This is a genomic window from Cyclobacterium sp. SYSU L10401 (assembly GCF_010993705.1).
Lineage (GTDB): Bacteria > Bacteroidota > Bacteroidia > Cytophagales > Cyclobacteriaceae > Cyclobacterium.
This window is the reverse complement of the sequence record NZ_WOFO01000015.1, coordinates 57532-83621: the sequence shown is the minus strand read 5'-3', so window position 1 is coordinate 83621 and position 26090 is coordinate 57532. Positions and strand designations below refer to the sequence as shown.

Here is a 26090-nt window from a genome sequence, read left to right as displayed (position 1 = left end):
TCATTTTCTCAAATTTAATTGAATTTACCAAAATCGAAATTTCAGGCCAGTTTTTTCACCAGTTCTTCACTTTTCTCCCAAATCTGATCCCTTAGTTTTTTTGATTCGGCTTTCCTGGAGGGGGATGCCACTTTGGATTTCTTGAAATAATCTCCGTTTTTTCCTGGAACTTCAGCTGTACTGGCTAAGAATATACCTGTTTCAGCTCCTTTTCCGGGGCTGATCATAAAGGGTTTGAACAGGGATATAAGCATTTTGAAAAATCCCTTGCTTTGCTGACCAAAATTGGTGTTGACCACTCCCGGGTGAAGGGCGTAGGCTTCGATATGTTGTTCCCCAAATTTCTCTGCCAGCGATTTTGTAAAAAGAATATTGAAAAGTTTTGCATTGCCATATGCTTTAAAGGAGCTATATCCCTTTTCAAATTGAAGGTCATTCAAATTTACGGAAGCTGCTTTGTGAGCTTCCGAACTGACGTTGATGATCCTGGCGCCATTGCCATTTGTCAACAGGGGCATCAACTCCTTTGTTAGTAAAAAATGTCCCAGGTGATTGGCCGAAAAAGTCAGCTCCAATTCATCTTTGGTAGTGGTTCTTTTCGGAAAAATGCCACCGGCATTGTTGATCAATACATCAATGCTATCGGTATGGGTACGGATCACCTCTGCTGCTTTTTTTACAGAAGCCAGGTCGGCCAGGTCACAAAAAACAGGGATGAATTTCCCCGCCGTATCTTCAGTACTAATTTTTTTTACAAGTGCTTTGGCTTTTTCAATGTCTCGTACCAAAAGAAATACCTGATCAAATTTGGGAGCCAATGCCTTGACTTTTTCTACACCAATACCTGAGGTGGGACCTGTAATTGCGAGTTGCATGTGGATGGAGTTTAAGTGAAGTAAAAGAACACGGTATGGCGGTTGATTGTTCACAGAATTATGGGATTGATCCTGGTTTGGCAGATTACAATACCCATTTTTGATGGATAGACAGGACCATTTACCAGAAGGTTACTGATCAATACCAAAGGCAATAAATTAATTTTCCCTATTTTTGCTTAGAAAAAAATACGCCTTTTTGGTTGGTATGCTTTACTATTGCGTTGGATATATGACAGGGGATTGTGAATCAGAGCATATATGAACTGAAAGGTGGTAGCCCAACCGACTGACAATAAGACCTTACGTGGAAGATAAAAAATTCATAGACATTAAAAAAGTAATCAGAGACAAAAATCCTGCCTTGATTAAATGGATGCCAGGTTTTGTTTTGAGCTATGTAAAAAGGATAGTGCATGAATCTGAGGTTAATCAAATCATGTCGAAACATGGGGATTTGAAAGAATTGGATTTTGTAAACGCTTTGATTGAGGAATTTGGAGTAGAAATAGAAATCAAGGGAGAGGAAAATATTCCAAGGGAAGGAAGTGTGATTTTTGCTTCCAATCACCCACTCGGCGGACTGGATGGCGTGGTGTTGATGCATGTGTTGGGAAAGTACAGGAAAGACCTGAGATTTCTTGTCAATGATGTGTTGATGCATATTCCTCATTTTGGAAAACTTTTTGTTCCGGTAAACAAACACGGGACTCATGGAAAGAAAGGTGCAGAGGTAATAGAAGACACCTATGCCTCTGAAAATGGCGTAATTGTATTTCCGGCCGGCTTGGTGTCCAGAAAGCAGGAGAACGGGATCAGGGATCTGGAATGGAAGAAAAGTTTCGTAAATAAGGCCAGGAAATATAAAAAAGATGTGGTACCCGTTTACATTGAGGGGAGAAACTCATCTTTTTTTTATAATTTGGCCAACCTTAGAAAAAAAATAGGTGTGAAGGCCAATATTGAAATGTTTTATTTGGCTGACGAAATGTTCGGGCAAAAAAATAAAAAAATTGTAGTTCACATAGGAAAACCGATTTCTTACAAGTATTTTGATGCTTCTAAAACGGATAAATACTGGGCAGAAGAGGTCAAAGAAATAGTTTACAACATTGTCCAAGACAAGTAGGATTTATGCAAGATATTATCAACCCGATTGACCGGGAGGTTATACATAGTGAATTGACGCCGGAGCGGTTTTTGAGATATGTAAACAATGGAGAGAATGAGATTTACCTGGTGAACCAGCACAATGCGCCCAATGTGCTCAAGGAAATCGGAAGGTTAAGAGAGGTGTCTTTCAGAGCAGCAGGTGGAGGTACGGGCCTTCCGCTGGATATTGATGAGAATGATACCTGTGAAAATTGTTACGAGCAGCTCATCGCCTGGAACCCGGAAGATAAAGAGATCATAGCAGGTTACCGGCTGATCAAATGTGCAAATGCAGGGCTTGCTTCCAATGGATCCGTAAACCTTTCTACCGCCCACTTATTTAATTTTTCAGATCGGTTTGTAAAGGACTACCTGCCCTATACCATCGAGCTTGGCAGGTCATTTGTCCAGCCCAAATATCAGCCCAGCGTAGACAACAGAAAAGGGATCTTTTCTTTGGACAATTTGTGGGATGGCCTCGGTGCAGTAGTGATGCTCAACCCGGATGTGAAATACCTTTTTGGCAAAGTGACCATGTATCCCCATTACCAGGCGAAGGCAAGGGATTTGCTGATTTATTTCATGAACCATTATTTTCCTGACAAGGATGAATTGATAGTACCCATTGATCCACTGGGGTATAAGACAGAGGAAAATAACTACAAAGGGTTTTTTGATGGACTCAGTTATAAAGAAGGGTATAAGCTACTCAATTCCACTGTAAGGTCACTGGGAGAAAATATCCCACCCCTTATCAATACCTACATGAACCTTTCCTCTACCATGAAAACCTTTGGGACCGCCATGAACTATGAATTTGGAGCCGTGGAGGAAACAGGGATTTTGATTACCATCGCAGATATTTATGAATCCAAAAAACACCGGCACCTGGAAACCTTTGAACGGGACAGGCACTTTGGTGTAAAAAATAAAAAAGACTGAGTAAATTACCGTGGATCGGCTTTGAGCATATAATCGAATGAAAGTAAAACCTTTGGGTCAGACCGGTTTAAAGTTCCCTCCTGTCATATTTGGGAGTAGTGCCCTGGGCAATCTTTTTCATGCCTATCCCAAAGCTGAAAAAAAATCCATTTTAAAGGAAATTTTCCGCCAAACAGCCCCCTATACCGTATTTGATACGGCGGGAAAATATGGTGCCGGACTTGCTTTGGAAGTTTTAGGAGAGTTTTTAAGGGAATCTGCCATTCCTGAGAATCAGGTAATCATTACCAACAAACTGGGCTGGGTGAGGGTACCACTTGAGGGGGAGGAGCCCAGCTTTGAACCGGGAATCTGGAAAGGTCTACAACATGATGCAGTGCAGAAAATCGGTTATGAGGGGATTTTGGAATGTTTCGAAAAGGACAATCAGCTACTCCGGGGATATAGTCCTCAATTGGTTTCCCTGCATGATCCGGATGAATTTTTAAGTGCAGCCAGGGATGAGCAGGAAGAAAGGCTCCGCTGGCAGCAGGTTATGGAAGCTTTTCGGGCACTTATCAAACTTAAAAAAGAAGGAAAAGTCAAGGGAGTAGGCGTGGGAGCCAAGGATTGGACCATCATCCGAAAGATTTATAGAGAGGTTCCCCTGGACTATATCATGCTGGCGAATAGTTTGTCCCTCTACACTCATCCTCCGGAATTGATGGATTTTATCGCCTTGCTTCGCCAAGACCAAGTCGGCATCATCAATGCTGCCATCTTTCAATCGGGATTTTTGGTCGGGGAAGACTATTTTGACTACAGAAAATTAGATCCAAAAAGTCCTGAAGGAAGAGAAAAATACCTGTGGAGGGAGCAATTTTTTAAAGTATGTGAGACCCATGATGTGGCCCCATTTCATGCCTGCATTCAGTTTGCCCTTTCCATTCCTGGAATCTGTAGTGTAGCCCTCAGCATCAATCAGCCCGATTTGATCCAAAAGAACCTACAGGCAGCCGAAAATAAAATTCCTGAGCGATTTTGGGAGGAGTTAAAAGATAAATCCTTAATTTCCGCATTGTCCTTCATATAACCTAAAAAATTAATTATATAAACCCATGAGTCAACAAATACCACCGGCCAAAGCCGAATTGATTTCCAAGAGAGACTTCTGGCCTTTTCTACTGCTTACTTCCCTATTCATGCTTTGGGGAGTGGCCCACAACATGACCGATACTTTACTGGCAGCCTTTAAAAGGATCATGAGTATGACTGATTTCCAGACTTCCTGGATTCAATTGGCCTTTTACGGCTCCTACTTCTGTCTGGCATTGCCGGCGGCTATTTTTATTAGAAAATACACCTACAAGTCGGGTATTCTCCTCGGGCTGGGCTTATTTGCCATAGGTTCGCTGTTGTTTTACCCGGCAGGCATGATGATGTCTTATGGTTTTTTTCTATTGGCTTTGTATGTACTGGCCGGAGGTTTGTCCATTTTAGAGACTGCTGCAAATCCTTATATATTGGTGATCGGTCCTCCGGAAACGGCGACACAGAGATTGAACCTGGCGCAGTCCTTTAACCCTATTGGGTCGGTTTTAGGTGTTTTTCTCAGTAAGGTTTTTATTTTGTCTCAACTGAATACCGCAGAAGCTTCAGACCGTACCAGCATGAGTCCGGAAGCCCTTAAAGCCATTCAGGCAGATGAGTTGGCCGGGGTAGTGAGTACCTATGTGGGAGTGGCTTTTTTTCTGATTTTCGTCTGGTTTGTAATCAAGGCCGTGCGGATGCCGGTGGCTTCTGAGACGGTAGAGAAGGACGGAATCATAGCCGGCTTCAGGAGACTGTCGAAAAACAAAAACTACGTACGGGGTGTAATGGCCCAGTTCTTCTATGTAGGAGCCCAGATTGGCGTTTGGTCTTTCACCATCCGGTATGTGATGGCAGAGTTGGACATGATGGAAAGTGACGCCTCCGATTATTACCTGGTTTCCCTGATACTGTTTGCTGCCAGCCGCTTTTTATTTACCGCCTTGATGAAGTACTTTAAGCCTTCCCTGCTTTTGGCTACCTCCTCTTTTCTGGCTATCCTGCTGAGCTTTGTGGTGATTTATGCAAGTGGAATGGTAGCTGTTGTCGCCCTGGTTTTAATCTCGGTATGCATGTCTTTGATGTTTCCTACCATTTATGGCCTGGCCGCTGAGGGATTAGGGAATGACACCAAATTGGGAGGTTCGGGGTTGATCATGGCCATTCTTGGGGGAGCCTTGATTACCGCTGCTCAGGGTCAGGTTTCTGATATCTCCGGCAATATTCATCTTTCCTATTATGTGCCTATGATTTGTTTTGTGGTGGTAATGTATTTTGGCATTGCTCACTATTTCCATAAACCTGAACCAAAGGCAGCCAACATGGTGCTTTAGGATCGGATTACAACTTGATCGGGTAGGAGGAAAAAATAAAGCGCCCCATCCTTTCGGGGGGCGCTCTGGTGAAGTTTATGGGGTTACGGGTAGGTTTTCAGGATTCGTAAAAGCCGAAGTATTCCCTGGCATTGTTGTAGCAGATATTTTCCACCATTTGGCCCAACCACTTTTCATCCGCAGGCAGTTCGCCATTGGTCACATCCTGACCAATAAGGTTGCAAAGGATTCTTCTGAAGTATTCATGGCGGGGAAAGGAAAGGAAACTCCTGCTGTCCGTCAGCATGCCCACAAAGCAACTGAGAATGCCCATGTTGGATAGGGTGTTCATTTGTTTTTCCATGCCATCTTTCTGGTCCATGTACCACCAGCCCGATCCAAACTGCACTTTTCCTTTGATGGAGCCATCATTGAAGTTGCCTATCATGGTAGCCATTACCTCATTGTCAGCTGGGTTGAGGTTATAAAGTATGGTTTTGGCAAGTTGATCGCTGCTGTCCAGGTTGTTCAGGTAGCCTGATAGGGCCACACTTTGAGGGAAATCCCCAATGGAATCAAAGCCTGTGTCGGGTCCCAATACCTTTAACATTCTCCGGTTGTTGTTCCTTAAAGCACCCAGGTGATATTGTTGTGTCCAGCCTTTGGCATGGTACATTTTACTCAATGCTGTCAGGGTTTTGAATTTAAAAAATCTCACTTCGTCAGGTTCCAGTGATTTCCCATCCTTGATTTTAGAAAAGAGGGAGGCGATGGCGTATTTGTTTTCATCAAAGAAATACAACTGTTCCAGGCCGTGATCCGCCAGTCGGCCTCCATTTTCATGAAAGTAGGCTACCCGGTTTTCCAGAGCCGAAAGCAGGTCTTCGTATTTGTTTATTTCCACTCCTGACACCTGCGATAATTTATCCAGGTAGGAAAGATAGTTTTTTGGGTTTTCTACGGCATAAGCCTGATCGGGTCTGAAGGCTGGCAAGAGCTTGAGCGGCAGGTTTTTGTTTTTTGCCATTTGGTGGTATTGAAGGGAGTCGATGGGGTCATCCGTCGTACAGACCACTTCGACATTCATTCTGGAAAGCAAGCCCCTTGTGCTGTAGGAATCCTCCTGCAACAAACCGGTAGTTTCTTCATAAACCTGGCTGGCAGAGCTTTCATCAAGTAAGCGGTCAATTCCAAAATACCTCAATAGCTCCAGATGTGTCCAGTGATACAGGGGATTTCGCATGGTATGGGGAACAGATTTGGCCCAACTCTCAAATTTCTCCTTGTCAGATGCCTCTCCGGTAATGAATTTTTCATTGACTCCCAGGGTTCTCATGGCCCTCCACTTGTAGTGATCTCCTTCCAGCCAAATGGCAGTCATGTTTTTAAATTGACGATCGGTGGCGATATCATGCGGGGACAAATGACAATGGTAATCGATGATGGGCATTTTTTTGGCGTGATCATGGTACAGTCTCCGGGCAAAATCACTTTTTAGCAGAAAATCATCGGTTAAAAATGTATTTTTTGTTGCATTCAATATGTTCTCCATTTCCTATAAATTTTAAAGTCAAAGCAATAATAAAAATTAATTTTATCTTAAGCCAGTAATTTCCGGGTTTAGGCAATCGATTGCACAAATTAAATTAAAATTTTATGAAAATCTACTTATTCTTATTTTTATTACCTTTAAATCTTTATAGCCGGTATATTAATATGGAGAAAAGCTGGAATATGTTTTTATTTGATTTTATTACTGCTATCCTCACACAAAATATTTGTCTGACCCAGGAAACATGCTTTTATTCAAAAGAAGAGACTTTGTCAAGAAAGGAGTACAGCTTGCCGGCTTGCCGTTAATTTATCCACTTACTCTACCTGAGAAGCCTGCGGTTAGCCAAAATAACCTGAAACTAAGTCTGAATGCCTATTCTTTCAATACGGCTTTATCCAAGGGATCCCTTTGAAAAAGTCAGTAGATTTTTGGCTAAGGCCAGGTATACCATGTAAATATTTATGGCATCCTATCATTTTGTGGCTGGGTTTTAAATTAAAAAAAGGGCTTGAAAATAATTTCAAGCCCTTTTGCAGTTGAATGGGAAATGATTTAATATCCCGGATTTTGGCTAAATGAGTCAGCGCGGTCGATTTGGTTTTGAGGAATCGGTCTAAGCAGGTGGAAATCCTGCAGCCCTGAGGCCTGAGGGTTGTGCTCCCTTACCCTTTCCAATAAGATACCCCACCTTTTCAGGTCCAGCCATCTTTGTTGCTCACCTAGTAATTCTCTGGCCCTTTCTTCAACGATCATTTCCATGTCCATTTCACCAGAAGTGATTTCCATCTGATCTTCTTTACCAGGAAATGCTGCTCTCCTGCGGATAACGTTGATGGTCTCAGTGGCTTCAGCTACTTTTTCTTGCATTAGCTGTGCTTCAGCAAGGAGCAGGTAAGTATCTCCCAGTCTGAAAGCGATATAATCCCTTCCACCTTGAAATTGGGTCAAATCAGCTCTTCCCGGATCCATGTGTTTTCTCAGGCTGGTAAATAGTCGCTCACTGTAAGCAGAAGGTACCAGCACCTGATACGGCTTTTGAGCCCTTTCGGCTTCCGGCATTTCGTATCCTGGGATGTAAATTGCCGTATCCCCGGCAGCAAACGTTACCTGATCCTTTGACTGGTCAAAGTTGGTGTTGTAGGTGCCGGGATTGTTGGAGTAATAAACGTCCAGAAAGGTATTGAAATACCTGCTGTCATTCTCACGGTCAGCAAAGATCACATTGTAGGTATAATTAGTAGGCTTATACCTTTTGAATGGACGTCCGTTTTGGGTATCCCTTCTCATTCCTGGCTGAACGTCATATTCCATCAGGAAAAAGACGTGGGAGTTGTTACCTCCTCCGTTTGTAAGGGGATTCCTTCCGTATTGCACTGCAAAAACTACCTCATCGTTTACTTCATTACCAAATGCGTGGATATCACCAAAATTATCCAGCAAACTGAAGTCATAATTGTTAATCACATTCTGTAATAGTGGCTCTGCCTTGGCATAATCATCGCTAGCGGCAGCTTCTGACGTAGCCTTGGTAATGTAGACTTTACCCAGCAGGTGCTCAGCAGCCGGCCTGGTAGCTCTACCATAATCATCTGCCTGAGAGACAGGGTCCAATAAAGGAATGGCATCTTCCAAATCACTGATAATGGCTGCATAAATATCTGGAACCGGAGTGCGGGTCACTTCTGTGGAAGGAATAACAGATTCGGACAGTTGGAGGTCAACCGGCCCGAAGAGCTGAACCAATATGAAGTAATGGTGTGCCCTGATAAATTTGGCTTCCGCTACCCTTTGGTCCTTGATTTCCTGAGACAATCCTTCGACTTCAGGTGCCCGGTCTATCACAGCGTTGCAGGTGTTGATTCCCTGATAGAACTGGTCCCATATTTCCCTGACGTGAGAATTTTGGGAGTCAAAATCTGAGGTATAGAAATTCATGTATTTGAAGGAGCCATCAGCACCATTGGTATAGGTATCTGTACCGAATATGGTGAAATTATTTCCCCTTTCGGTTCCATACCAGGCCCTTAATGAACTGTAGGCAGCGTGTAAGCCATCATTCAATCCGCTTGGGGTGTTGAGGTAATCATTGCCGATATTGGATATTACCTCTTCTTCAAGAATTCCTTCACAGCTGGCGGCAGCAAACAATGCAGCTCCCATCATGCCAATCCTGGAGTATTTTGAAAATATATTTTTGATATTTGATTTCATGTTGTTTCAGTAATTTAGTTTCCGCTTAAAACTTCGCGTTAATGCCAAATGTAATCTGTGTCACAGCAGGGGCGATGTTTGAATTGACTACACCACCCTCTACGCCTTGCTCACCATCGATGAATGTTTCTGGGTCAATACCTGCATGCCTGCTTCTGTATTCAGAGAAGATAAATGGCTGCTGAATACTGGAATAAACCCTGAGGCTACTCAGTTTAAGTTTTTCTACTATTGGTGCAGGGAAGGTGTAACCCAGGTTGATGTTCCTTACCTTCAGGAAAGTACCATTGAAGTACCTTAAAGAAGTAGAATACTTGGGGAATTCCTGGTTGACATTAGGGCGCGGATAATCATTGGTAGGGTTGTCTGGCGTCCAGTAGTCGACATTCAGGTTGTTATAACGTCCTGCCAATGCATTGAAACCTCCGGTGTGGAAATCACTTCTGATCATGGAGCCGAATCTGCCAAAGACAAAGAACGAAAAGTCAATGCCTTTATAAGATATCCTGTTGGTGATACCACCGGAAAAATCAGGAACGGCAGAACCCAGAATCTGTCGGTCATCGGCATTGATCTGTCCATCGTCATTGATGTCTTCCACCTTAATGATACCAGGCTGGTCACTGTAGACAGCTGCTTCATCTGCTTCATCCAATTGCCAGATACCTTCCTTATTCCAGTCGAAAAACACGGTAAGTGGTTCTCCGATAAATCTTCCGGCACCTATATCATCTCCATCGGCAAGTTCAAGGATCTCTTCCCGGTTTCTATTGAAAATAAAATCAGTTGACCACCTGAAACCACCCCTGTCGATGTTGATGGTATTTAAAGTAAGTTCAATACCCCTGTTTTGGGTTTTACCAATATTGGTGATAAACCCACCAAATCCTGTAGAATTGGGCAATGGCTGAGGAGCCAATAAATCTGAAGTGGTGGTTACGTAGTACTCTAATGTACCGGATATGCGGCCTTGTGAAAAGGCAAAATCCAAACCGGCGTTGGCGGTAGTAGAAGTTTCCCACCTCAGGTCAGGGTTACCGATAGTATTTGGCCGATAGCCAAATGCCGCATCTCCTCCGAATTCATAGGAAGTTCTGGCCAGCAAAGGTTGCGTCTGGTAAGGATCGATACCCTGGTTTCCTATAGATCCATAGCTGGTTCTTAACTTCAGTTGATCCAGAAACTCGCTTCCGGAAAGGAAATCTTCATCTCCTATGTTCCAACCAAAAGCCACAGAGGGGAAGTAACCGTATCGGTTGTTTTCTCCAAACCTGGAAGATCCGTCAGCCCTGATGGTACCTGTTAACAGAAATTTGCCTTTGTAATCATAATTCAACCTTCCCATGAAAGACATTAATGTCCATTGGATCAGGTTGGTATTGGCTCCTGTAATCTGGCTGGCATCACCCAGCCGGTGGAAAAATTGGCTCTCTGCAGGGATTCCCAATACGTTGATGCTGGTAAATTCCCGGTTATCTTTTTGCAAGGATTGTAGTCCCGTAAATTGAAAGTTGTGTATGTCGTTAAATGTTTTGGAATAATTGATAATGTTTTCCAGGGTATAATTGACCTGAAACTCTTCATTGACACTACCGGTTGGGTCTCCACCTCGGCGAGCATTGGTTTGAGAACCGATAAACCTTCCACTTCTTCTGATCGTGATGTCCGGACCAAAATTGACCCTGTAACTTAAGCCTGGGGCAATATCCCACATGGCGTAGACACTGTTGAAGATCCTGTACCTTTTGGTCAGGTCTTCATGGGCACCTGGTACAATTTCAGCCAGGGGATTGGTCCTCAGGCCATCATTGGTAGGCTGGAAATTGATTGTCCCATCATCATTAAAGGTTTTGCCCAAAGGGTTTTCCTGAAGGGCTCCACCGATAGGATTAAAATTTTCACCGTTTCGCTCACTGTAGGTAAAGAGGGTAGAAGTACCTATTCGGAATTTATCGTTTATCTTATGGTCTACATTTGCCCGGAAAGAATACCGACTGAAATCCTGATTTTTCACTACACCCACATCACGGAACATGTTTCCGGAGAGGAAAAAGGTAGTTTTGTCACTTCCACCTGAAACACTGATTTGGTGACTTTGGATATTCCCGGTTCTGGTCAGTGCATCAATATAATCAAAACTCCTACCAAGTCGGATGCTTTCCAATTCGTTGGGCTCAAAAAGTCCTTCGTCTGCTTCCTGGGTGGCAGGACCTTCAGGATATTCTCCTACGGCTCTTCTGGATTCCCTCTTGTATTCAGCAAATTCCTCGCCGTTAAAGTTTTCGATTCTTCCCAGACTTTGGTTGACTCCATAATAAGAATCAAAAGAAACTACAGTTTTTCCTACCTCGCCTCTTTTGGTGGTAATAAGTACCACACCGTTGGCTCCTCTGGAACCATATATGGCAGTAGCAGAAGCATCCTTCAATACCTCCATGGATACAATGTCCTGGGGGTTGATGTCATTTATTCCACCTGCAATTGGAATATTATCCACTACATACAGGGGATCATTTCCGGCATTAAAGGATCGCCTTCCACGGATCCTGACCTGAGGAGCGGAACCGGGCTTACTACCCGCCTGGGTCACATCTACTCCCGTGGCACGACCCTGAAGGGCCTGCCTTGCATCTACTATGGGTTGCTCAGCTATTTCTCTGCTGCCAACGGAGGAAATGGCTCCCGTCAGCTGGCTTTTTCGGGTAGTACCATAGCCTACTACAACCACTTCTTCAAGATCTGAAACATCAGGTTCAAGCTGAACGTTTATTTGGGATTGGTTGCCAATGGCCACCTCTTTGGGTGAATAACCAATAAAGGAAAATACCAGGGTTGCATTTGCCGGTGCCGAAATGTTATAGTTGCCATCAAGGTCTGCAGCTGCACCGGTGGAGGTGCCTTTTACCAACACGGATGCCCCGGGGATGGGCATTTCATTTTCATCTGTAATCTGCCCGCTGACCTGCACATTTTGTGCCAGTGCCAGGTGGGTACTAAAGGCCATCAGAAACAATAATAGCCCTGTTTTCAGGTAATTTTTCGAGGTCATAATTTTTGGTTTGACGTTAATTGAATGATAATTTTTCGCAAAGCTTGTACTTAAAGTAAAATACCAGCCTGCCTGCATTGATTTACTTGCTTTTTTCTTACATGTATTAACTTTTCGTTAGGTATTAAACTTATTTCAGGTTTGAATTTAATAATTTATTGATAAAAACTATTTTTTAAAATAAAGAACATGCAATCGATTGCATGTTAATACACAAACGGCATATTCTATACATGAAAGGCAATTAATAAATTTTTCAGAACAATTGCAAGGTTTTATGTTTAATTGTGATCCAGCTGGTATCGCTAGATTTTTTTTTGAAATCAACTGAAGGTAAGTGTAAAGAATTGTTGGCATCCTGGACATTAATGAAAAAAGAAAAGGCAAACCATTCGGTTTGCCTTTTCCAGGATAAACAGCATTTGATGCTGGCACTCAGTTCAATTCTTTTATTTTAATGTTTTTGTAATGAACTTCATCACCATGATCCTGTAAAAGTATATGGCCCTCTTCAGCCTCTCCGAAATTTTCCCAAACCTTGTATTTGCTATCGGCCACCAGCTCTCTGTAGGCTTCAGATCCTCTGGTATATTCCACCACTTTCAGGCCATTGATGTAGTGCTCCACCGTATTGTCCGGACGGACCACTATTCTTCCTTTATTCCATTCCCCAATTGGCCGGACGAAGCGGGATTGCTTGTCTGCCTTGATCAGGTCATACAAAGAGGACAGGGTTCTGTTGCCATCTTTTCCCTGCTTGGCATCAGGATGCCTTTCATCATCGAGGATCTGGTATTCCAAACCAATGGCTGAGCCAGAATTGTTTTCATTGAGTGTAACGAAGTATTTGACCCCGCTATTGGCTCCTTCTGTCAGTTTAAAGTCAAAGGCCAGGTCGAATGCGCTGTACTTGTCCACGGTGACAATGTCGCCGGCATTGGCGGATTCTCTGCCATCGGCAGCTTCAATGGTCAACACACCATCATTGATGGTCCATCCTCCTTCGGGAAAAGTTTCTGCTTTGGCACTTCTCCACCCTTCACTGGTCCTTCCATCAAAAAGGAGCTTCCAGCCTTTGTCCTCTTCATGGGGAGTGAGTTCATTATCAATGGTACTGACGACAAACACATCGTTTTCAAAAGGAGTAGGGGACAGGTCTTCTGTCTTGATGCGGATATTTCTGAAATAGGTTTTCTTGCCCGCATTTTCGGGATTGTCTCCTATTCCGTGAACCTGAAGGCCAATAAAACCTGAACGGTCCATGTCATCTACCAGGTAAGCTACTTCCTGCCCGTTGACCCAGGTTTTCAAAGTGTTGTCAATGAATTCAACCCTGTACGTATTGAACTCGCCTAATTTAAATGCACTTCTTGCATCCGGATTGTAAGTCAAAGGGTACAACCAGCCTCTGCGGGCTTCGTCATAAATACCTCCGGACCAGGCCCTTTCTTTTGGATCACATTCCACCTGGTAACCAAAAACCCTTCCTTTGCCATCATTGGCATCCGGATTATGTTGCCCTCTTACCATCACTCCTGAATTACTGGATTCATCGTCTACCCTGATTTCCAGTTCCAGGATAAAGTCTTCGAAAGTCTCTTCTGTCACCAGAAAGGTATTGGGTGTATTGGCAACTGCCGATCCGACAATGACGCCATCTTCAATGCTGAATTCGGCTTCCCCATCCAGTTGTTTCCATCCATCCAGGCTTTCTCCATCAAACAGGTTGGTCCATCCTTCCCTTGTTTCTACAGTGGGTTTCCCACAGGCCGCCATAAGCAGGCAAACCAAAATGAGCAGGCTATAATTTCGTTTGTTCATAATAGGGGTCATTTTAAGTGTTTTATAGTAATTATTTGGTGATCAAATCAATTCTTAATTTGTATGCAGTAAAGATAAACATTATACTTTGATTTTATAATCCTGAGACAATCGATTGCATCAAGGAAGAAAAAGTCTTTAAAACTACTTTAATTTATTGGTTTTCGCCAGTAGAATGGTGGAATGCGCTGATTTTACCAAAAAGGTTTGGTATTTTGCCTTCAGGCGTCAATTGTTGCGGGTTTCAGCTGTTGATTCCAATGGCACGCATGTATTGTAAAATCAGCCATAAGCTTTTTGCTTTTACCAATTAAAATCATTGATACTATGGAAGAAGGATTTGACTATTGGGAGTTTCTGGCAGGTATAGGACTGTTTCTCTGGGGAATGAGCCAATTGGAACAGGCTATCCGGCAACTGGGCGGTAATTCTTTTAAAAATCTGTTACATAGATTTACCGATAAATCCTGGAAAGGCATTTTGGCAGGTACGGGTATTACTGCCATTCTCCAAAGTAGCTCCCTGGTTACCCTTTTGGTTCTGGCATTTTTAGGTGGAGGGATGATCAGTTTGCGGAATTCCCTGGGTGTGGTTCTGGGAGCCAATCTGGGGACTACCTTCACCGCCTGGATAGTAGCTACTTTTGGGTTCAAAATCAGTGTGTCTGATTTTGCTTTTCCCTTTTTGGCCATTGGGGTTATGACTTACCTGTTTATGAACAGCAGGCCCGTTCTGAAAAACTCCGGGATTTTCTTATTGGGATTCGGTTTATTGTTTTTGGGATTGGATTATATGAAACTGGCTATTGAGGGGTATGCTGCGGCCATGGATCTCAGTGCCCTTAAATCCTATGGACTCTGGGTGTATTTAATTACGGGAATAATCATTACAGCGATGATCCAATCCAGCTCCGCCATGATTGTAATCGTTTTGAGTGCCGTAAATGCGCAGATGATAGGGACAGACCATGCTTTGGCCATGGTCATTGGTGCTAATATTGGGACAACATTTACCCTGATCCTGGGGGCATTTGATGGTTCAGCTGATAAAAAGCGACTGGCTCTGGCTAATCTCATGTTTAATTTGATAGCAGGTTTGATTTGTTTTTTTTGGATAGATCAATTGATCTACCTGACCATGCATTGGTTTAATATATTGGATCCATTAATGGAATTGGTAATTTTAAATTCCCTAATCAACCTCATCATGATTCTCGGCTTTTTCCCCTTTTTACCTACCCTTGAAAGGTGGCTGGTTAAAAAATTTAAAGCCGATGTACCCAAAGGTAGGTCCAGGTACATTAAGAATGTCCCTTTAGATGTGCCTTCGGTAGCAGTTCTTGCTTTTGAAAAAGAATTGGACTGGGTCTTAAAAGACGCTTTGAAATTTGTTCGAAAAATCATTAACAAGCATAAAGGGCCTAAAAAGGATGCTTCGGTTTGGAAGAAAATAACCTACCAGCCAAGGGATTTGTTGCAGGATTACCAAAACCTTAAAAACCTGGAGGAAGAACTGTACCTTTTTGTCATGTATTTGCAGGAGAAAAAACTTAGCCTGAACGATGCCGCCCTGCTAGGTAATTTGACACAAACCCTCAGGTCCCTGGTAGTTGGGGCCAAAGAGTTTAAAGATATTGTGCATAATTTAGTGGAAATGGAAAATGCGGAAGAACCTTTTGTAACTGAAATCCTGGAAAGCCTGCAGTCAGAGGTAAAGGATTTCCTTACCGTTTTTGAGGAGTATTTAGCCATGAATGAAGCAAATCCGGAGATCATCCAAAGTGTAAAAGAAAAATTAAAATCCAATTATTCAACCCTGCTTCAATTGCTGTACACACAGCTTAAATCAAGAAAGACTGATGTTAGCATTTCTACCATGGCCAATGTGATCCAGCAGGTATTTTCCGGTTTGGAGTTGATTTGGGAAGGTATCTCATCTATCCGGAAACAGGAAATCGACGCTATTAGCAAAACCTGAAAAACAAGCCCTTATCCGGTTGGGCTTGTCTTACTGCCATGGAAAAGGCATTTGGCAGGAACATAAAAGGATGGTTCCTGGATAAGGAAATGCGGCCGGCATGGTCAAAAATACCGGCCGCAGGAAAAAGATTTATTCAAACTTCACACTCAATACGGGAATATCTGTCTTGTAAAGCACAGTATCGGTTACCCCGATTTGGTAGGAAGCATTTGTTTTCCTCACATTGGAAGCGATTCCAATGATACCTGCTTTTTCTTTCTCGGCAAAGGCCACAATGCCCTTTTCAGCTTCTTCATGGTTAAAGATGTGCCGGTGAATGATCAGGTCTTCCTGGCCAGTGGCATATTGGCGCATCTGCTCTTCTGCCCTGCCGCTATCTGTAAATTTAGAAGGTGTATTGACAAAAAGAAAATACACTGAAGCGCCAATATTTTTTATCAGAGGCTTCATTCTGGTAAAAGCAGGTTTGCTCACTTCATTGAACAAGGAGGCAAAGACCATTTTTTTCATGGCCCTGCCATCCAGCACTTTTTTAACCGCCAATACCGGGCAATTGGCGTTTCGCATTACTTTTTGCGTGGTAGAACCAATAAATTTTCCTTCTTCATAGCCTTTACCGTAGGCACCTATTACGATAAGGTCGGCTTTTTGTTTGTTGGCGATTTCTGCCAATACCTGATTGGGAACACCCACCTCCACCAGGGCTTCAATGGGAGTGCTCTTTACCTTATGGGTGCTGATAAATGATTTTAGCTTGTCCTTGGCCTCTGCCTCCAGGTCAAGGACTTCAGGATACTTGGATTTTTCCTTTTCTGAAAGGTTTTTCCAGTCCAGATCTGAGTTGATGACATTTACACAAGAAATGCTGGCGTCTCCCTTACTGGCAATTTTGGCAGCACTTAGAAAGGCAATTTCTGAATAGGGAGAAAAATCCACGGGAACAATGATGCGTTTCATGATTATAGTTTTTGGTTAAAAGCTTTATTCAAATTTTAAACAGCTAAAGTGCTGTTTCCAGACATACACGGACAGATGCTTTGTCGATGTATTTCAAAATAAACAAAATGCTTTTTGAAAAAACATGATCAATGTCACTTAAAGAAATGATAATCTCCTTTCTTTTATTTTTTAACGGCAGATTTAGACCTATAATTTACCAACTTGAATATTTTTAAATTGGATGCTCATTTCATTATTGGGGTGAAGTTGCAGTCCAATCGGGCCTTTATCAGGCATGTTTTCCGAAGTGTAGGTCATCACTTCTTCTCCATTGATCCAAACTGTGTAGGTTTGATTTACCAGTTTTACTTTCATGGTATTCCAAGACTTGAGTTGTAGGATATCCTTTACCCCCTCAGCTTCTACAGGGTAAGACTTTCCGGGGATATAAGGTGATCCGGTCATGTCCCGTTGCAAGGAGCCGGAAATTCCAATTTGTATCTGGTCTTTTTCGGACCTGAGGAATATGCCTGAGTCAACCGTGCCGATACCCATCAGGAAGTCCATTTGAAAGACAAAATCACCAAACTTTTTTTTGGTCCAGAGGATGGATCCCGTTTTAGTGGGGTCATTCTCCGCCGCTATCTTTCCGTCTTCAACGGTCCACCACATGTTGTCTTCCGGCTCAACGGTCCATCCTTTCAGGTTTTTTCCGTTAAAAATGGTTTTCATTTTTGGCTCCTGAGCGTAACTGTGATTGATCAGAAAGAAAATGATCATCAGGCCTGGTACAATGCTTTTAATTTTCATGGTATTTGGGTTTTTATAAATCGAGTAATTGATTCAATTGTTTTCTAATAGCTTTTTTCTAATGGTAAATGCTTTGGCAGGATTAGTGACCATAAGCTGCCGGATGTCTGCATCAGTAAAACCATTCGCAAGCAACAGGGGAATGAATTCCCTGGGTATGGTGATGTACTCCCTAAAATTGCCTCCCTTTTCCTCACCGGGGCTGTACCAGCCTGCATCATGGGAAATCAAAACCCGGTCCAAATGGCCTTCGTCCCGGAGAAACTTTAATTTTTTTAAATAATCCTTTTGGTTGGATGGCTGTATACCATCCAGGCTTATCCAGGCACCTTCATTGGCCATCAGGGAATAGTTTTCCAGTCTTTCCTCACTTTGGGCATGCACCCAAATGAAGGCTGAAGGATGGACACCTATGGTTTTTAATGTTTCAATCTGCTGTCTGGCAGGCAGGGCCGGACCAGTATGTGAGGCAATGGTCAAGCCGGTCTGTTTATGGGTAAGACCTGCTGCCAGGATGAGTTTTTCGTGCATTTCGGAAAGGCTGTCACCATTGACACCAATTTTGATAAAGCCCGGTTTGATGCCGGTATTTTCAATGCCTCCATTCCATTCTTCCACCCAAATGTCTGCCAGCTCATCTACCGATAAGGAAAAAGCTTTTTCAGGAAGGTACTTGTTATTTACGGCCCCATAAAACCCTGTATTGGTTAGGATCTGAAGGCCCGTCTTCTCAGAAAGTGCAAACAGTAATTCCGGATCTCTGCCCAGGTAAGCTGGGGTACATTCTACCAGGGTTTGGATGCCGAGATCTGACAGCTCACTCAGATAAGGGCTGACTACTTCCAACACTTCTGCCTGGTCCCAACGGGAAGGGGAGATGCTATCCGCACCAATAAAGTCCACCAGTACATGTTCATGAATCAGTGTCTGCCCCATTTGTTCTGCAGGTATGGGCCCCTTGACTGTCATGATGGTGTTTTGGCATAGTCCCCAGGAAACTGAGGCCAGGGAAAAAATCAGTCCTCCGATCAGTATCCTGATTTTCATATGACGGATTGTTCTTTGAGCATTTTCAGATGAGCAGCCACTGCTGCTCCAATGATGCCGGCTTCATTTTTATTCTCAGCAACGATAACAGGTACATCCACGGTGATTTCATTTTCGAACTTGTCCAGTTTTTTACTGGCTCCTCCCCCCAAAATGAACAAGTCAGGCGAGATGATCCTTACGGTGTGCTTTAAGAATTTATTGAAGCGTTTTCCCCAGGTTTTGTAGCTGAGATTTTCACTTTTGCGTGCCGAGTCGGCTGCGAAATACTCAATGATTTCTCCGTTTTTATAATATATTCTTCCCAGTTCAAAATTGGGGATCAATTGACCGTTATAAAATACCCCCGTACCTAACCCTGTACCTATGGTAACCGTGACTACCAATCCCATTTTTCCTTTTCCAGCCCCAAAGGTCATTTCAGCCAGACCGGCGGCATCGGCATCATTGATGACGGTAACCGGGAGTCCTGTCTTTTCCGAAAGCAATTGATCTACCTGTACTCCCACCCAACTTTTGTGAATATTGCTTTTGGTCATGCATCGCCCATTATTCACTACTGTCGGAAATCCGCAACCAATAGGTCCTTTCCAGTCAAAATGTTCGATCAGAGTTAGGACTGCATCCGCTACACTTTCCGGTTTAGTGGGCTTCGGGGTAGGTACCCTGAATCTTTCAGCTGTGAGCTCCCCCGTTTCAATATTCACCGGAGCAGCCTTGATGCCGGAACCTCCTATGTCCAATCCTAATATCTCCATCCAATTTCCATTAATAATTCAATTAATTTTATTTTTGCCTTTCAAGTTAGCAAAAATCGCTTGATTTTGTTCCCGGGGACCCTGAAAATCCAAAAACAAATGTTTTCGACTAATAAATGTAAAATTCCAGGTAGCTTTATGGCTTCAATTGAATTTTCATTTCACCATTCACCTATCAAATAATTTCCTATGCAAAAAAGTAATCAAAGAAGGTCATTTATTAAAAAAATAGGAGCTTTGACTCTCCTGGCAACTTCTTCGGGGAGCCAATGGTCTTTTGGAGCCATGCCCGCCAAAAAAGAAATCGGGCTGCAATTGTACTCCCTCAGAGAAGATATTAAGGGAAATGTAGCCGGGGTACTCAAACAAGTAGCTGCAATTGGTTTTAAGAACCTGGAAGCGGCAAACTATTCAGAAGGGAAGATATACGGGATGGCTCCTGCAGCAATCAGAAAGATGGTGGCTGATTTGGGAATGACCATGCAAAGTGCCCATGTAGGGGGACCAAGGGATTTCCAGGGTGCGCAACACACTGTTGCAATGGACTGGTGGAAAAAAGCATCAGAGGCACATGCAGCCGTTGGGGCCGAATTCCTGATCAAGCCTTCCATGCCCATACCAGACACTTTGAAAGAATTGGAGTTATGGTGCAATTATTACAATCAGGTGGGTGCCATTGCAAAGGCCAATGGCCTGACCTTTGGATTTCACAACCATGCCAGAGAATTTGAGAAGATTGAGGGGCAAGTCATGTATGATTTCATGTTGGAAAATACCGACCCGGATTTGTTTTGTATGGAACTGGATGTATACTGGGCTACCAAGGGAGGTTATGACCCGGTAGACTATCTGAAAAAATACAAGGGTAGATTTCCCTTATTACACATCAAAGATGAGGAAGAAATCGGACAAAGCGGAGAGATGGATTTTAATCCCATTTTCAAGGCTGCTTATGCACAGGGGATGAAAGGCTATTATGTGGAAGTGGAGCGGTATAACCACGAACCCATAAAAAGTGTGGCCATGAGTTATGATTACCTGGCAAATGCGAAATATGTCAAATAATGTCAAAAGCCGGCAGCATTCCCTGCCGGCTTTTGATTACTTAACCTCTTCTTTGCCATCGGCATGAATGGCAAATCGCCCTTTTTGCTTGTCATGGGTATGTTCATGGCTTTTCCAGGGCCATCCCCCAAACTGCGTTCGCTGAAATTCATTTACCGCTTCCTGAATTTCCTGGTTACTATTCATCACAAAGGGTCCATGCTGAACCACTTTTTCCGATAAAGGTTTTCCCTGTAAGAATGCGAAATAACCTGTTTTACTACCGTTTTTTATTTCGAAGGCCTTTTCCTCACCCAAATCTATGGAATGGTCATTGGGGATTCGTTCACCTTCCAGGTCTATAAAGTCACCTTCATAGAAGAACAAGCTCCTGTTTGTCCCTTTGGATACCTCCGGTAGGGTGAATACTGCATCAGGTTCAGCTTTCAGCAACCAAATGGCCAATTCATTGGCGGGATCTGCAGCATAGGAATCAGGAGCAGGCGGCAGTGCAGTCCGGTCTCCATATTTTCCAGCGATTAATTTAATTTCCGTATGCTTACCACTTGAATCCGGGACATTAATTACCGGAATTTCTTCTTTCCACATCATTTTGAAATGTGCCGGCACATTTTTTTTGGCTTTGGGAAGATTCAGCCATATCTGAAACAAATGCAATTCATTCCCTTCTTTTTCATTGAGAAGTGGAAACATTTCCGAATGCATGACTCCTCTGCCAGCGGTCATCCACTGGGTGTCACCATTGCCAAACCTACCCGCTGCTCCCAATGAGTCGGAGTGATCCACCAATCCCTTTTCCACGATGGTCACTGTTTCAAATCCTTTGTGTGGATGGGCAGGAAAACCAGGCACCTTACTGCCGTGATACATGCTCCAACCATCTTTTCCGGAAAAGTCCTGGCCAATCATTCGATTTTCCAATCCGCTTTCGGGGGACATGTCCGGTAAACCTTTGGGAAAGAAATCATGGTGATGAGCACAGAACAAAAATGGGTCCTGAGTTTGCCAGTGAAATCCCAATGGACGGATAGCTTTTATTGTAGCATTCATAAACAATTTATTTTATATGTATATACATTTAATAAGTTGTATTGGAAGTAAAAAGTTCATTTTTAAAGATGGTTTTGACAGAAAGGGTATTAGTCGACCGCTTTAATGGGATTAAGGTAGCGACGGAAGACGATCTGTCCGGTAAGGGGGCGATCATTAAAGCGGTTAAAACCAATGTTGCCATCCAACTTATCTGAGAATGCCATCATAAGGGTTCCTTCCAGCGAAATATCAGTATATATATTGAGTTTATAACTGATTCCTCCCCGGATAGGGATATAGGGTACCAGGTGGGTGTGATTACTTGTTTGTGAACCATTTGACCCGAGCCGGGTTTCTTCGTTAAAATTGAGCAACAGTCCCAGACCGGTACCTGTATAGATATTGACCTTTTTCCTACTGGTGTGATTTTCAGATCCGAAAACGTAAATAGTAGGCATTAGGTCCAGAAAAAGCATGTTGTTTTTACTCCCAACGGCCTGACCATTTTCCTGCCAGGAATCGATTACCTGCGTGTTAAAATAATCCTGATCCTGACTCCGCATGTTTTGGAAGCCGAAATTACCCCGAAGGTCGATATTATTGTGTAGCTTTCGCCCGTAAGCAAAGCTCAGCGTAGGGCCAAACTTAACGTTGAACTTACGGATTCCTCCGTAATTGTCAGCATACATGGTTCCCAGGCCCAACCCCCCCTGAAGGTATTGGTTTCTGGAGATTTTTTCTTTGTAAAAATTCTGAGCCAATAGGGTATGAGAGCAAAAAGACCCGGTAATCAGGGCCAGTACAGTTATAATGATTCCTTTTTTCATGAGTAATATTTAATGTAGGATTGGGCAATGGATTGTCAAAGCTATTGATAAACGCTTAACTAACCCTCAAAATTATTAAATCTTGCCTGAAATTTGAACTTCAATTACATTAAATTGAAGATTTTTAAAGTAAATTTCCCCGGATAAGAAATAATTTATAATTTAGTATTAATCATATTTTTATGGTTGGGAAATAAATAATTTAATTGACTAGTTTTTAACTGGTTAGCCATAGAAAAACTTTTGTTCAGGCAATCGTAGGAATTTTAATAGAAAGTCTCATAAATCGCTGTATTCATGAAAGGAATTATTTTGGCTGGAGGATCGGGTACCAGGCTTTACCCCTTGACCATCGCTGTGAGTAAACAATTAATGCCGATCTATGATAAACCCATGATCTATTATCCCTTATCGGTATTGATGATGGCGGAAATCAAAGAAATACTGATCATCACTACCCCTGAAGACAATGAAGCATTTAAAAAACTATTGGGAGACGGATCGGAGGTAGGCTGTGAATTTACTTTTGCCATTCAGCCCAAACCAGAGGGGCTGGCTCAGGCTTTTATCATAGGTGAGCAGTTTATAGGCAAGGAAAAGGTAGCTTTAATTCTGGGAGATAATATTTTCTACGGGACAGGCTTGTATAAAACCTTGAAGGAACATACGGATCCCGATGGGGGAGTGGTGTTTGCCTACCATGTCAATGATCCGCAAAGATATGGGGTGGTTGAATTTGATAGTGATAATAAGGTGCTCAGTATTGAGGAAAAGCCCAAAGTCCCTAAGTCCAACTTTGCAGTACCCGGACTTTATTTTTATGACAATGAAGTAGTGGAAATTGCCAAAAACATCAAACCAAGTAGCCGGGGTGAGCTGGAAATAACCGATATAAATAACGTATACCTGAAAAAGGGGAAACTGAATGTAGGTATTTTAAACCGTGGGACTGCCTGGCTTGATACGGGTACACACCAATCCCTGCTACAGGCGGCCCAATTTGTGGAGGTAATCGAAGAAAGGCAGGGACTGAAAATTGGATGCATTGAAGAAATTGCTTTCCGGAATGGTTTTATCAATGAAGAAAAGCTTTTACAAGCTGCCAGGAAACTGGGAAAAAGCGGCTATGGAGAGTACCTCAAGAACCTGGTTACCCAGAAATTTAGCTTTTAAAAAAAATAGATCTTTTTTTTGATGATGGGTTTCCGGGCCTGATTTTGATATTAAGTGCATAAAACAATATTTGAAAAACAGAAAAGACGATAAATAAAGCTTCGGATTTTTGGATGTATTTATTTTTTGTTTTATGTTTGTCATGTACAAAATGATTTTTGTAGCATGATAAACGTATTTCAATGGTAGATATAGTGTTGATAGATGACGATGCGGTAAGTACTTTTGTAACTGAAAAATACATCCGAAAAAGTATTCAATCTCCGTTCAGGATATTTAAGTTTTCCTCAGCCATGGAAGCTTTGGATAAAATCCAGGAGATTCAGCCACAATTTTTGTTTTTGGATCTTTTTATGCCGCAAATGAGCGGATGGGACTTTCTGGATAGCATCAATCCTGAAAACCTTAATTCGAAGATCTATATTTTAAGTGGCTCCATGGATTTAGTGGATAAAGAAAAGGCCTTAAGAAATCAGAATGTAAAGAAATTTCTTTCCAAACTTTCAGTTAAGGAAAGCATGCCGGAGATATTCCGGGATTAAAGTTTTTTTGTAGGGTTTAAGATTAATTTTTGATCGAAAGCACATTGGCCTCAGGCTTTGCCCGAGGCCAATGTTATTTGATGCCTGGAAAAGTTTTTTTCCGGGATGCTCCTTTTTTCTATATTACTGAGACGAAAGACACTTTATTTTTTTCCTACGTTGCTTTGCAGCGCATAGGGGGCATATTTTTCCATGCTTTTTGAATCCAGTGTCTGTTCAAAAAATGCCGTGGCAGAATCATCATCCATAAACATGTGGTCAGCCCCGATGCATTCGATCAGATTCCATTTGTTCAGTACATCTCGGACAGGTCCTTTGGTTCCGGTGATACAAATGTCTATTTTATTTGTTCTCCAGGTTTGGATCCATTCGTACAAAGCGTGAGCACCTGTACTATCGATGCTGGTGACGCTTTCCATGTTGAAAATAATCATTCGGGTTTGGTCTTTTCTTTCCGAAAGCCATTGGTCCATTTTATCTCTGATAAATTCCACATTCGCAAAATAAATGGGTCCGTCAATTCTGACGATAAGTAAGTTTTTATTGATTTCCAGGTCTTTGAACCTTCGGGTATTCCGGAATATTTTGGTGCCTGGTACCCGGCCCAGCTGGGCCATGTGAGGTCTTGAAGCCCGGTATATTACCACCAGAAGGGATAGTATCATTCCTGTGATGATACCTGTTTCAATGCCCATGGTTAGGGTGATCAGAAAGGTGGAAATCAGCATGGCAAAATCGGTTTTGTCTTTCTTCCAAAGGTTGAAAGGCTCTTTGAGATCAATCAATCCTGCTACTGCTACCAACACCACAGCAGCCAAAATGGCGGATGGGAGGTAGTAAAAGAGGCCGGTGAAGAATAGCAAGGTCAATAGGATCAAAATGGCACTGATGACCGAAGCCATGGTGGTTTTTGCCCCAGCCTGGTTGTTGACTGCTGTTCTGGAAAATCCTCCGGTGACAGGATAGCCATTAAAAAAAGCCGCCCCAAAGTTCGCCATGCCCAAAGCCATTAACTCCTGGTTGGCATCTAGTTTATAATTTTTATGCTTGGCCTGTATGGTTTTGGCTACCGCAAAGCTTTCAGCAAACCCAACCAATGAAATGGTAAGTGCTATAGGTAGGAGTGTTGCCCATCCGTTCATATCAAAAGATGGGAAAGATAGGCTGGGGAGACCACTGGGAACTTCTCCCACGATTTTTACTCCCTGATCTGTTAATCCGAAGCCCCATACCAACATAATACCAATGACCACTGCCAGGAGTGGAGCCGGAAGGGCTGGGTGTATTTTTTTGCCAAATTTGATGATGAGTATCCCAAGGACACCGATACCAAATGTGAGCCAATGGGTGTTGCCTATGTTTTGGGCGATGGCCATGACCATTTCCTGAATGTGCTCGCTGTTGGGAAGCGAAATATTGAAGAGGTGCTTGATCTGGCTTAGACCGATGATGATGGCCGCAGCGGAAGTAAAACCGTTGATTACAGGGTGGGAAAGAAAGTTTACCACAAAACCCAGGCGGAAAGCACCCATAACAAATTGAATTAATCCTACCAGAAATGCCAGGGTAAGGGCATAAAGCAGGTATTCGCTTGCGGATGTAGGGCCCAGGCTGCTGATTCCTGCGGCTGTTAGCAGGGATACCATGGCCACAGGACCTACTGCCAGCTGTCTGGAGCTACCAAATATCGCATATAAAATCAAGGGTACTGTCACGGCATACAAGCCATGAATGGGTTCGAGTCCTGCGAGCATGGCATAAGCCATGCCTTGAGGAATTAACATGATGCCAACTGTAATACCAGCAGACAAATCACCCTTCAGGTATTTTTGATTGTAATCGGGAAGCCATTGCAAAAAAGGCAAATATTTTTTAAGGTCCATCTGTGTCTTAATTTTTTTTGTTCATTCAGCTATTCCTTTAGTAAAATG

General features: G+C 42.9%; 21 protein-coding genes. 9 read left to right on the top strand and 12 right to left on the bottom strand.

Annotation, left to right across the window (positions count from 1 at the left end; genetic code table 11):
* Window positions 1–41: 41 nt before the first annotated feature.
* A complete protein-coding gene (locus GL182_RS23035) occupies window positions 42–875 on the bottom strand; it encodes an SDR family NAD(P)-dependent oxidoreductase (protein ID WP_163382219.1) in 834 nt (277 codons plus the stop codon).
* Window positions 876–1182: 307 nt separating this feature from the next.
* Between GL182_RS23035 and GL182_RS23030 the strand changes: the two genes are divergently transcribed.
* Genes GL182_RS23030 through fucP form a run of 4 tightly spaced genes read left to right on the top strand, consistent with a single transcriptional unit; the run spans window position 1183 to window position 5371 of the window.
* Complete coding sequence (locus GL182_RS23030; RefSeq protein WP_163382217.1) at window positions 1183–2004, top strand: 1-acyl-sn-glycerol-3-phosphate acyltransferase; 822 nt, start codon at window positions 1183–1185, stop codon at window positions 2002–2004.
* A gap of 5 nt (window positions 2005–2009) precedes the next feature.
* Window positions 2010–2969 (top strand): GNAT family N-acetyltransferase, encoded by a 960-nt coding sequence (locus GL182_RS23025; protein WP_163382215.1) that lies wholly within the window; start codon window positions 2010–2012, stop codon window positions 2967–2969.
* 37 nt (window positions 2970–3006) lie between these two features.
* Window positions 3007–4041, top strand: a complete 1035-nt coding sequence (locus tag GL182_RS23020) for an aldo/keto reductase (protein ID WP_163382213.1) — start codon at window positions 3007–3009, stop codon at window positions 4039–4041.
* Window positions 4042–4066: 25 nt separating this feature from the next.
* A complete protein-coding gene (fucP, locus tag GL182_RS23015) occupies window positions 4067–5371 on the top strand; it encodes an L-fucose:H+ symporter permease (RefSeq protein ID WP_163382211.1) in 1305 nt (434 codons plus the stop codon).
* A gap of 97 nt (window positions 5372–5468) precedes the next feature.
* On the opposite strand, the gene uxaC is transcribed toward fucP, so the two are convergent.
* Window positions 5469–6902 carry a glucuronate isomerase gene (gene uxaC / locus GL182_RS23010; protein WP_163382209.1) on the bottom strand — a complete coding sequence of 478 codons (1434 nt, stop codon included), beginning with the start codon at window positions 6900–6902 and terminating at the stop codon, window positions 5469–5471.
* A gap of 244 nt (window positions 6903–7146) precedes the next feature.
* On the opposite strand from uxaC, the gene GL182_RS23005 reads away from it, so the two are divergent.
* On the top strand, window positions 7147–7317 hold the full coding sequence (locus tag GL182_RS23005; protein ID WP_163382207.1) for a hypothetical protein: 171 nt from the start codon (window positions 7147–7149) through the stop codon (window positions 7315–7317).
* A gap of 140 nt (window positions 7318–7457) precedes the next feature.
* Here GL182_RS23005 and GL182_RS23000 read toward each other — a convergent pair whose 3' ends face one another.
* The 3 genes from GL182_RS23000 to GL182_RS22990 all read right to left on the bottom strand — a co-directional run bounded on the left by GL182_RS23000 (window position 7458) and on the right by GL182_RS22990 (window position 13986).
* On the bottom strand, window positions 7458–9116 hold the full coding sequence (locus GL182_RS23000) for a RagB/SusD family nutrient uptake outer membrane protein (protein WP_163382205.1): 1659 nt from the start codon (window positions 9114–9116) through the stop codon (window positions 7458–7460).
* A gap of 25 nt (window positions 9117–9141) precedes the next feature.
* Window positions 9142–12165, bottom strand: coding sequence for a SusC/RagA family TonB-linked outer membrane protein (locus GL182_RS22995; RefSeq protein WP_163382203.1), 3024 nt, complete (start codon window positions 12163–12165; stop codon window positions 9142–9144).
* Between the two features lie 435 nt (window positions 12166–12600).
* A complete protein-coding gene (locus tag GL182_RS22990) occupies window positions 12601–13986 on the bottom strand; it encodes a DUF1080 domain-containing protein (protein WP_163382201.1) in 1386 nt (461 codons plus the stop codon).
* A gap of 327 nt (window positions 13987–14313) precedes the next feature.
* Here GL182_RS22990 and GL182_RS22985 point away from each other — a divergent pair, with 327 nt between their 5' ends.
* Entirely contained in the window at window positions 14314–15963 is a 1650-nt protein-coding gene (locus GL182_RS22985; RefSeq protein WP_163382199.1) for a Na/Pi cotransporter family protein, read from the top strand.
* 132 nt (window positions 15964–16095) lie between these two features.
* On the opposite strand, the gene GL182_RS22980 is transcribed toward GL182_RS22985, so the two are convergent.
* From GL182_RS22980 to ppgK, 4 genes are all read right to left on the bottom strand, one after another.
* Window positions 16096–16923: a universal stress protein gene (locus GL182_RS22980; RefSeq protein WP_163382197.1), complete on the bottom strand. Its 828-nt coding sequence runs from the start codon at window positions 16921–16923 to the stop codon at window positions 16096–16098.
* 189 nt (window positions 16924–17112) lie between these two features.
* Window positions 17113–17715 (bottom strand): DUF1080 domain-containing protein, encoded by a 603-nt coding sequence (locus tag GL182_RS22975; protein ID WP_240469940.1) that lies wholly within the window; start codon window positions 17713–17715, stop codon window positions 17113–17115.
* Between the two features lie 33 nt (window positions 17716–17748).
* A complete protein-coding gene (locus GL182_RS22970; RefSeq protein WP_163382195.1) occupies window positions 17749–18762 on the bottom strand; it encodes a phosphotriesterase in 1014 nt (337 codons plus the stop codon).
* The gene (ppgK, locus tag GL182_RS22965) at window positions 18759–19520 is read right to left on the bottom strand and encodes a polyphosphate--glucose phosphotransferase (RefSeq protein ID WP_163382194.1); all 762 of its coding nucleotides are present in this window, start codon (window positions 19518–19520) and stop codon (window positions 18759–18761) included. Before ppgK ends, GL182_RS22970 begins: the two co-directional genes overlap by 4 nt.
* A gap of 189 nt (window positions 19521–19709) precedes the next feature.
* On the opposite strand from ppgK, the gene GL182_RS22960 reads away from it, so the two are divergent.
* On the top strand, window positions 19710–20585 hold the full coding sequence (locus GL182_RS22960) for a sugar phosphate isomerase/epimerase family protein (RefSeq protein WP_205603718.1): 876 nt from the start codon (window positions 19710–19712) through the stop codon (window positions 20583–20585).
* A gap of 36 nt (window positions 20586–20621) precedes the next feature.
* Here GL182_RS22960 and GL182_RS22955 read toward each other — a convergent pair whose 3' ends face one another.
* Both GL182_RS22955 and GL182_RS22950 read right to left on the bottom strand, forming a co-directional pair.
* Window positions 20622–21635, bottom strand: coding sequence for a pirin family protein (locus GL182_RS22955; RefSeq protein ID WP_163382192.1), 1014 nt, complete (start codon window positions 21633–21635; stop codon window positions 20622–20624).
* Window positions 21636–21724: 89 nt separating this feature from the next.
* A complete protein-coding gene (locus tag GL182_RS22950; protein WP_163382190.1) occupies window positions 21725–22444 on the bottom strand; it encodes a hypothetical protein in 720 nt (239 codons plus the stop codon).
* Window positions 22445–22741: 297 nt separating this feature from the next.
* Here GL182_RS22950 and rfbA point away from each other — a divergent pair, with 297 nt between their 5' ends.
* Together rfbA and GL182_RS22940 are read left to right on the top strand one after the other, a co-directional pair.
* Complete coding sequence (gene rfbA, locus GL182_RS22945) at window positions 22742–23617, top strand: glucose-1-phosphate thymidylyltransferase RfbA (protein ID WP_163382188.1); 876 nt, start codon at window positions 22742–22744, stop codon at window positions 23615–23617.
* A gap of 182 nt (window positions 23618–23799) precedes the next feature.
* A complete protein-coding gene (locus GL182_RS22940) occupies window positions 23800–24159 on the top strand; it encodes a response regulator (RefSeq protein ID WP_163382186.1) in 360 nt (119 codons plus the stop codon).
* Window positions 24160–24302: 143 nt separating this feature from the next.
* On the opposite strand, the gene GL182_RS22935 is transcribed toward GL182_RS22940, so the two are convergent.
* The gene (locus tag GL182_RS22935; RefSeq protein WP_163382184.1) at window positions 24303–26042 is read right to left on the bottom strand and encodes a SulP family inorganic anion transporter; all 1740 of its coding nucleotides are present in this window, start codon (window positions 26040–26042) and stop codon (window positions 24303–24305) included.
* Between the last annotated feature and the right edge of the window lie 48 nt (window positions 26043–26090).

Bases quoted from the DNA above. Each gene is read 5' to 3' on its own strand.
- GL182_RS22950 (WP_163382190.1), bottom strand. From the start codon at position 22,444: ATGAAAAAAGGAATCATTATAACTGTACTGGCCCTGATTACCGGGTCT.
- ppgK (WP_163382194.1), bottom strand. From the start codon at position 19,520: ATGGAGATATTAGGATTGGACATAGGAGGTTCCGGCATCAAGGCTGCT.
- GL182_RS23005 (WP_163382207.1), top strand. From the start codon at position 7,147: ATGCTTTTATTCAAAAGAAGAGACTTTGTCAAGAAAGGAGTACAGCTT.
- GL182_RS22955 (WP_163382192.1), bottom strand. From the start codon at position 21,635: ATGAATGCTACAATAAAAGCTATCCGTCCATTGGGATTTCACTGGCAA.
- GL182_RS23025 (WP_163382215.1), top strand. From the start codon at position 2,010: ATGCAAGATATTATCAACCCGATTGACCGGGAGGTTATACATAGTGAA.
- GL182_RS22990 (WP_163382201.1), bottom strand. From the start codon at position 13,986: ATGAACAAACGAAATTATAGCCTGCTCATTTTGGTTTGCCTGCTTATG.
- fucP (WP_163382211.1), top strand. From the start codon at position 4,067: ATGAGTCAACAAATACCACCGGCCAAAGCCGAATTGATTTCCAAGAGA.
- GL182_RS23020 (WP_163382213.1), top strand. From the start codon at position 3,007: ATGAAAGTAAAACCTTTGGGTCAGACCGGTTTAAAGTTCCCTCCTGTC.
- GL182_RS23035 (WP_163382219.1), bottom strand. From the start codon at position 875: ATGCAACTCGCAATTACAGGTCCCACCTCAGGTATTGGTGTAGAAAAA.
- uxaC (WP_163382209.1), bottom strand. From the start codon at position 6,902: ATGGAGAACATATTGAATGCAACAAAAAATACATTTTTAACCGATGAT.
- rfbA (WP_163382188.1), top strand. From the start codon at position 22,742: ATGAAAGGAATTATTTTGGCTGGAGGATCGGGTACCAGGCTTTACCCC.
- GL182_RS23000 (WP_163382205.1), bottom strand. From the start codon at position 9,116: ATGAAATCAAATATCAAAAATATATTTTCAAAATACTCCAGGATTGGC.
- GL182_RS22975 (WP_240469940.1), bottom strand. From the start codon at position 17,715: ATGAAAATTAAAAGCATTGTACCAGGCCTGATGATCATTTTCTTTCTG.
- GL182_RS22940 (WP_163382186.1), top strand. From the start codon at position 23,800: ATGGTAGATATAGTGTTGATAGATGACGATGCGGTAAGTACTTTTGTA.
- GL182_RS22935 (WP_163382184.1), bottom strand. From the start codon at position 26,042: ATGGACCTTAAAAAATATTTGCCTTTTTTGCAATGGCTTCCCGATTAC.
- GL182_RS22985 (WP_163382199.1), top strand. From the start codon at position 14,314: ATGGAAGAAGGATTTGACTATTGGGAGTTTCTGGCAGGTATAGGACTG.
- GL182_RS22980 (WP_163382197.1), bottom strand. From the start codon at position 16,923: ATGAAACGCATCATTGTTCCCGTGGATTTTTCTCCCTATTCAGAAATT.
- GL182_RS22960 (WP_205603718.1), top strand. From the start codon at position 19,710: ATGCAAAAAAGTAATCAAAGAAGGTCATTTATTAAAAAAATAGGAGCT.
- GL182_RS22995 (WP_163382203.1), bottom strand. From the start codon at position 12,165: ATGACCTCGAAAAATTACCTGAAAACAGGGCTATTATTGTTTCTGATG.
- GL182_RS22970 (WP_163382195.1), bottom strand. From the start codon at position 18,762: ATGAAAATCAGGATACTGATCGGAGGACTGATTTTTTCCCTGGCCTCA.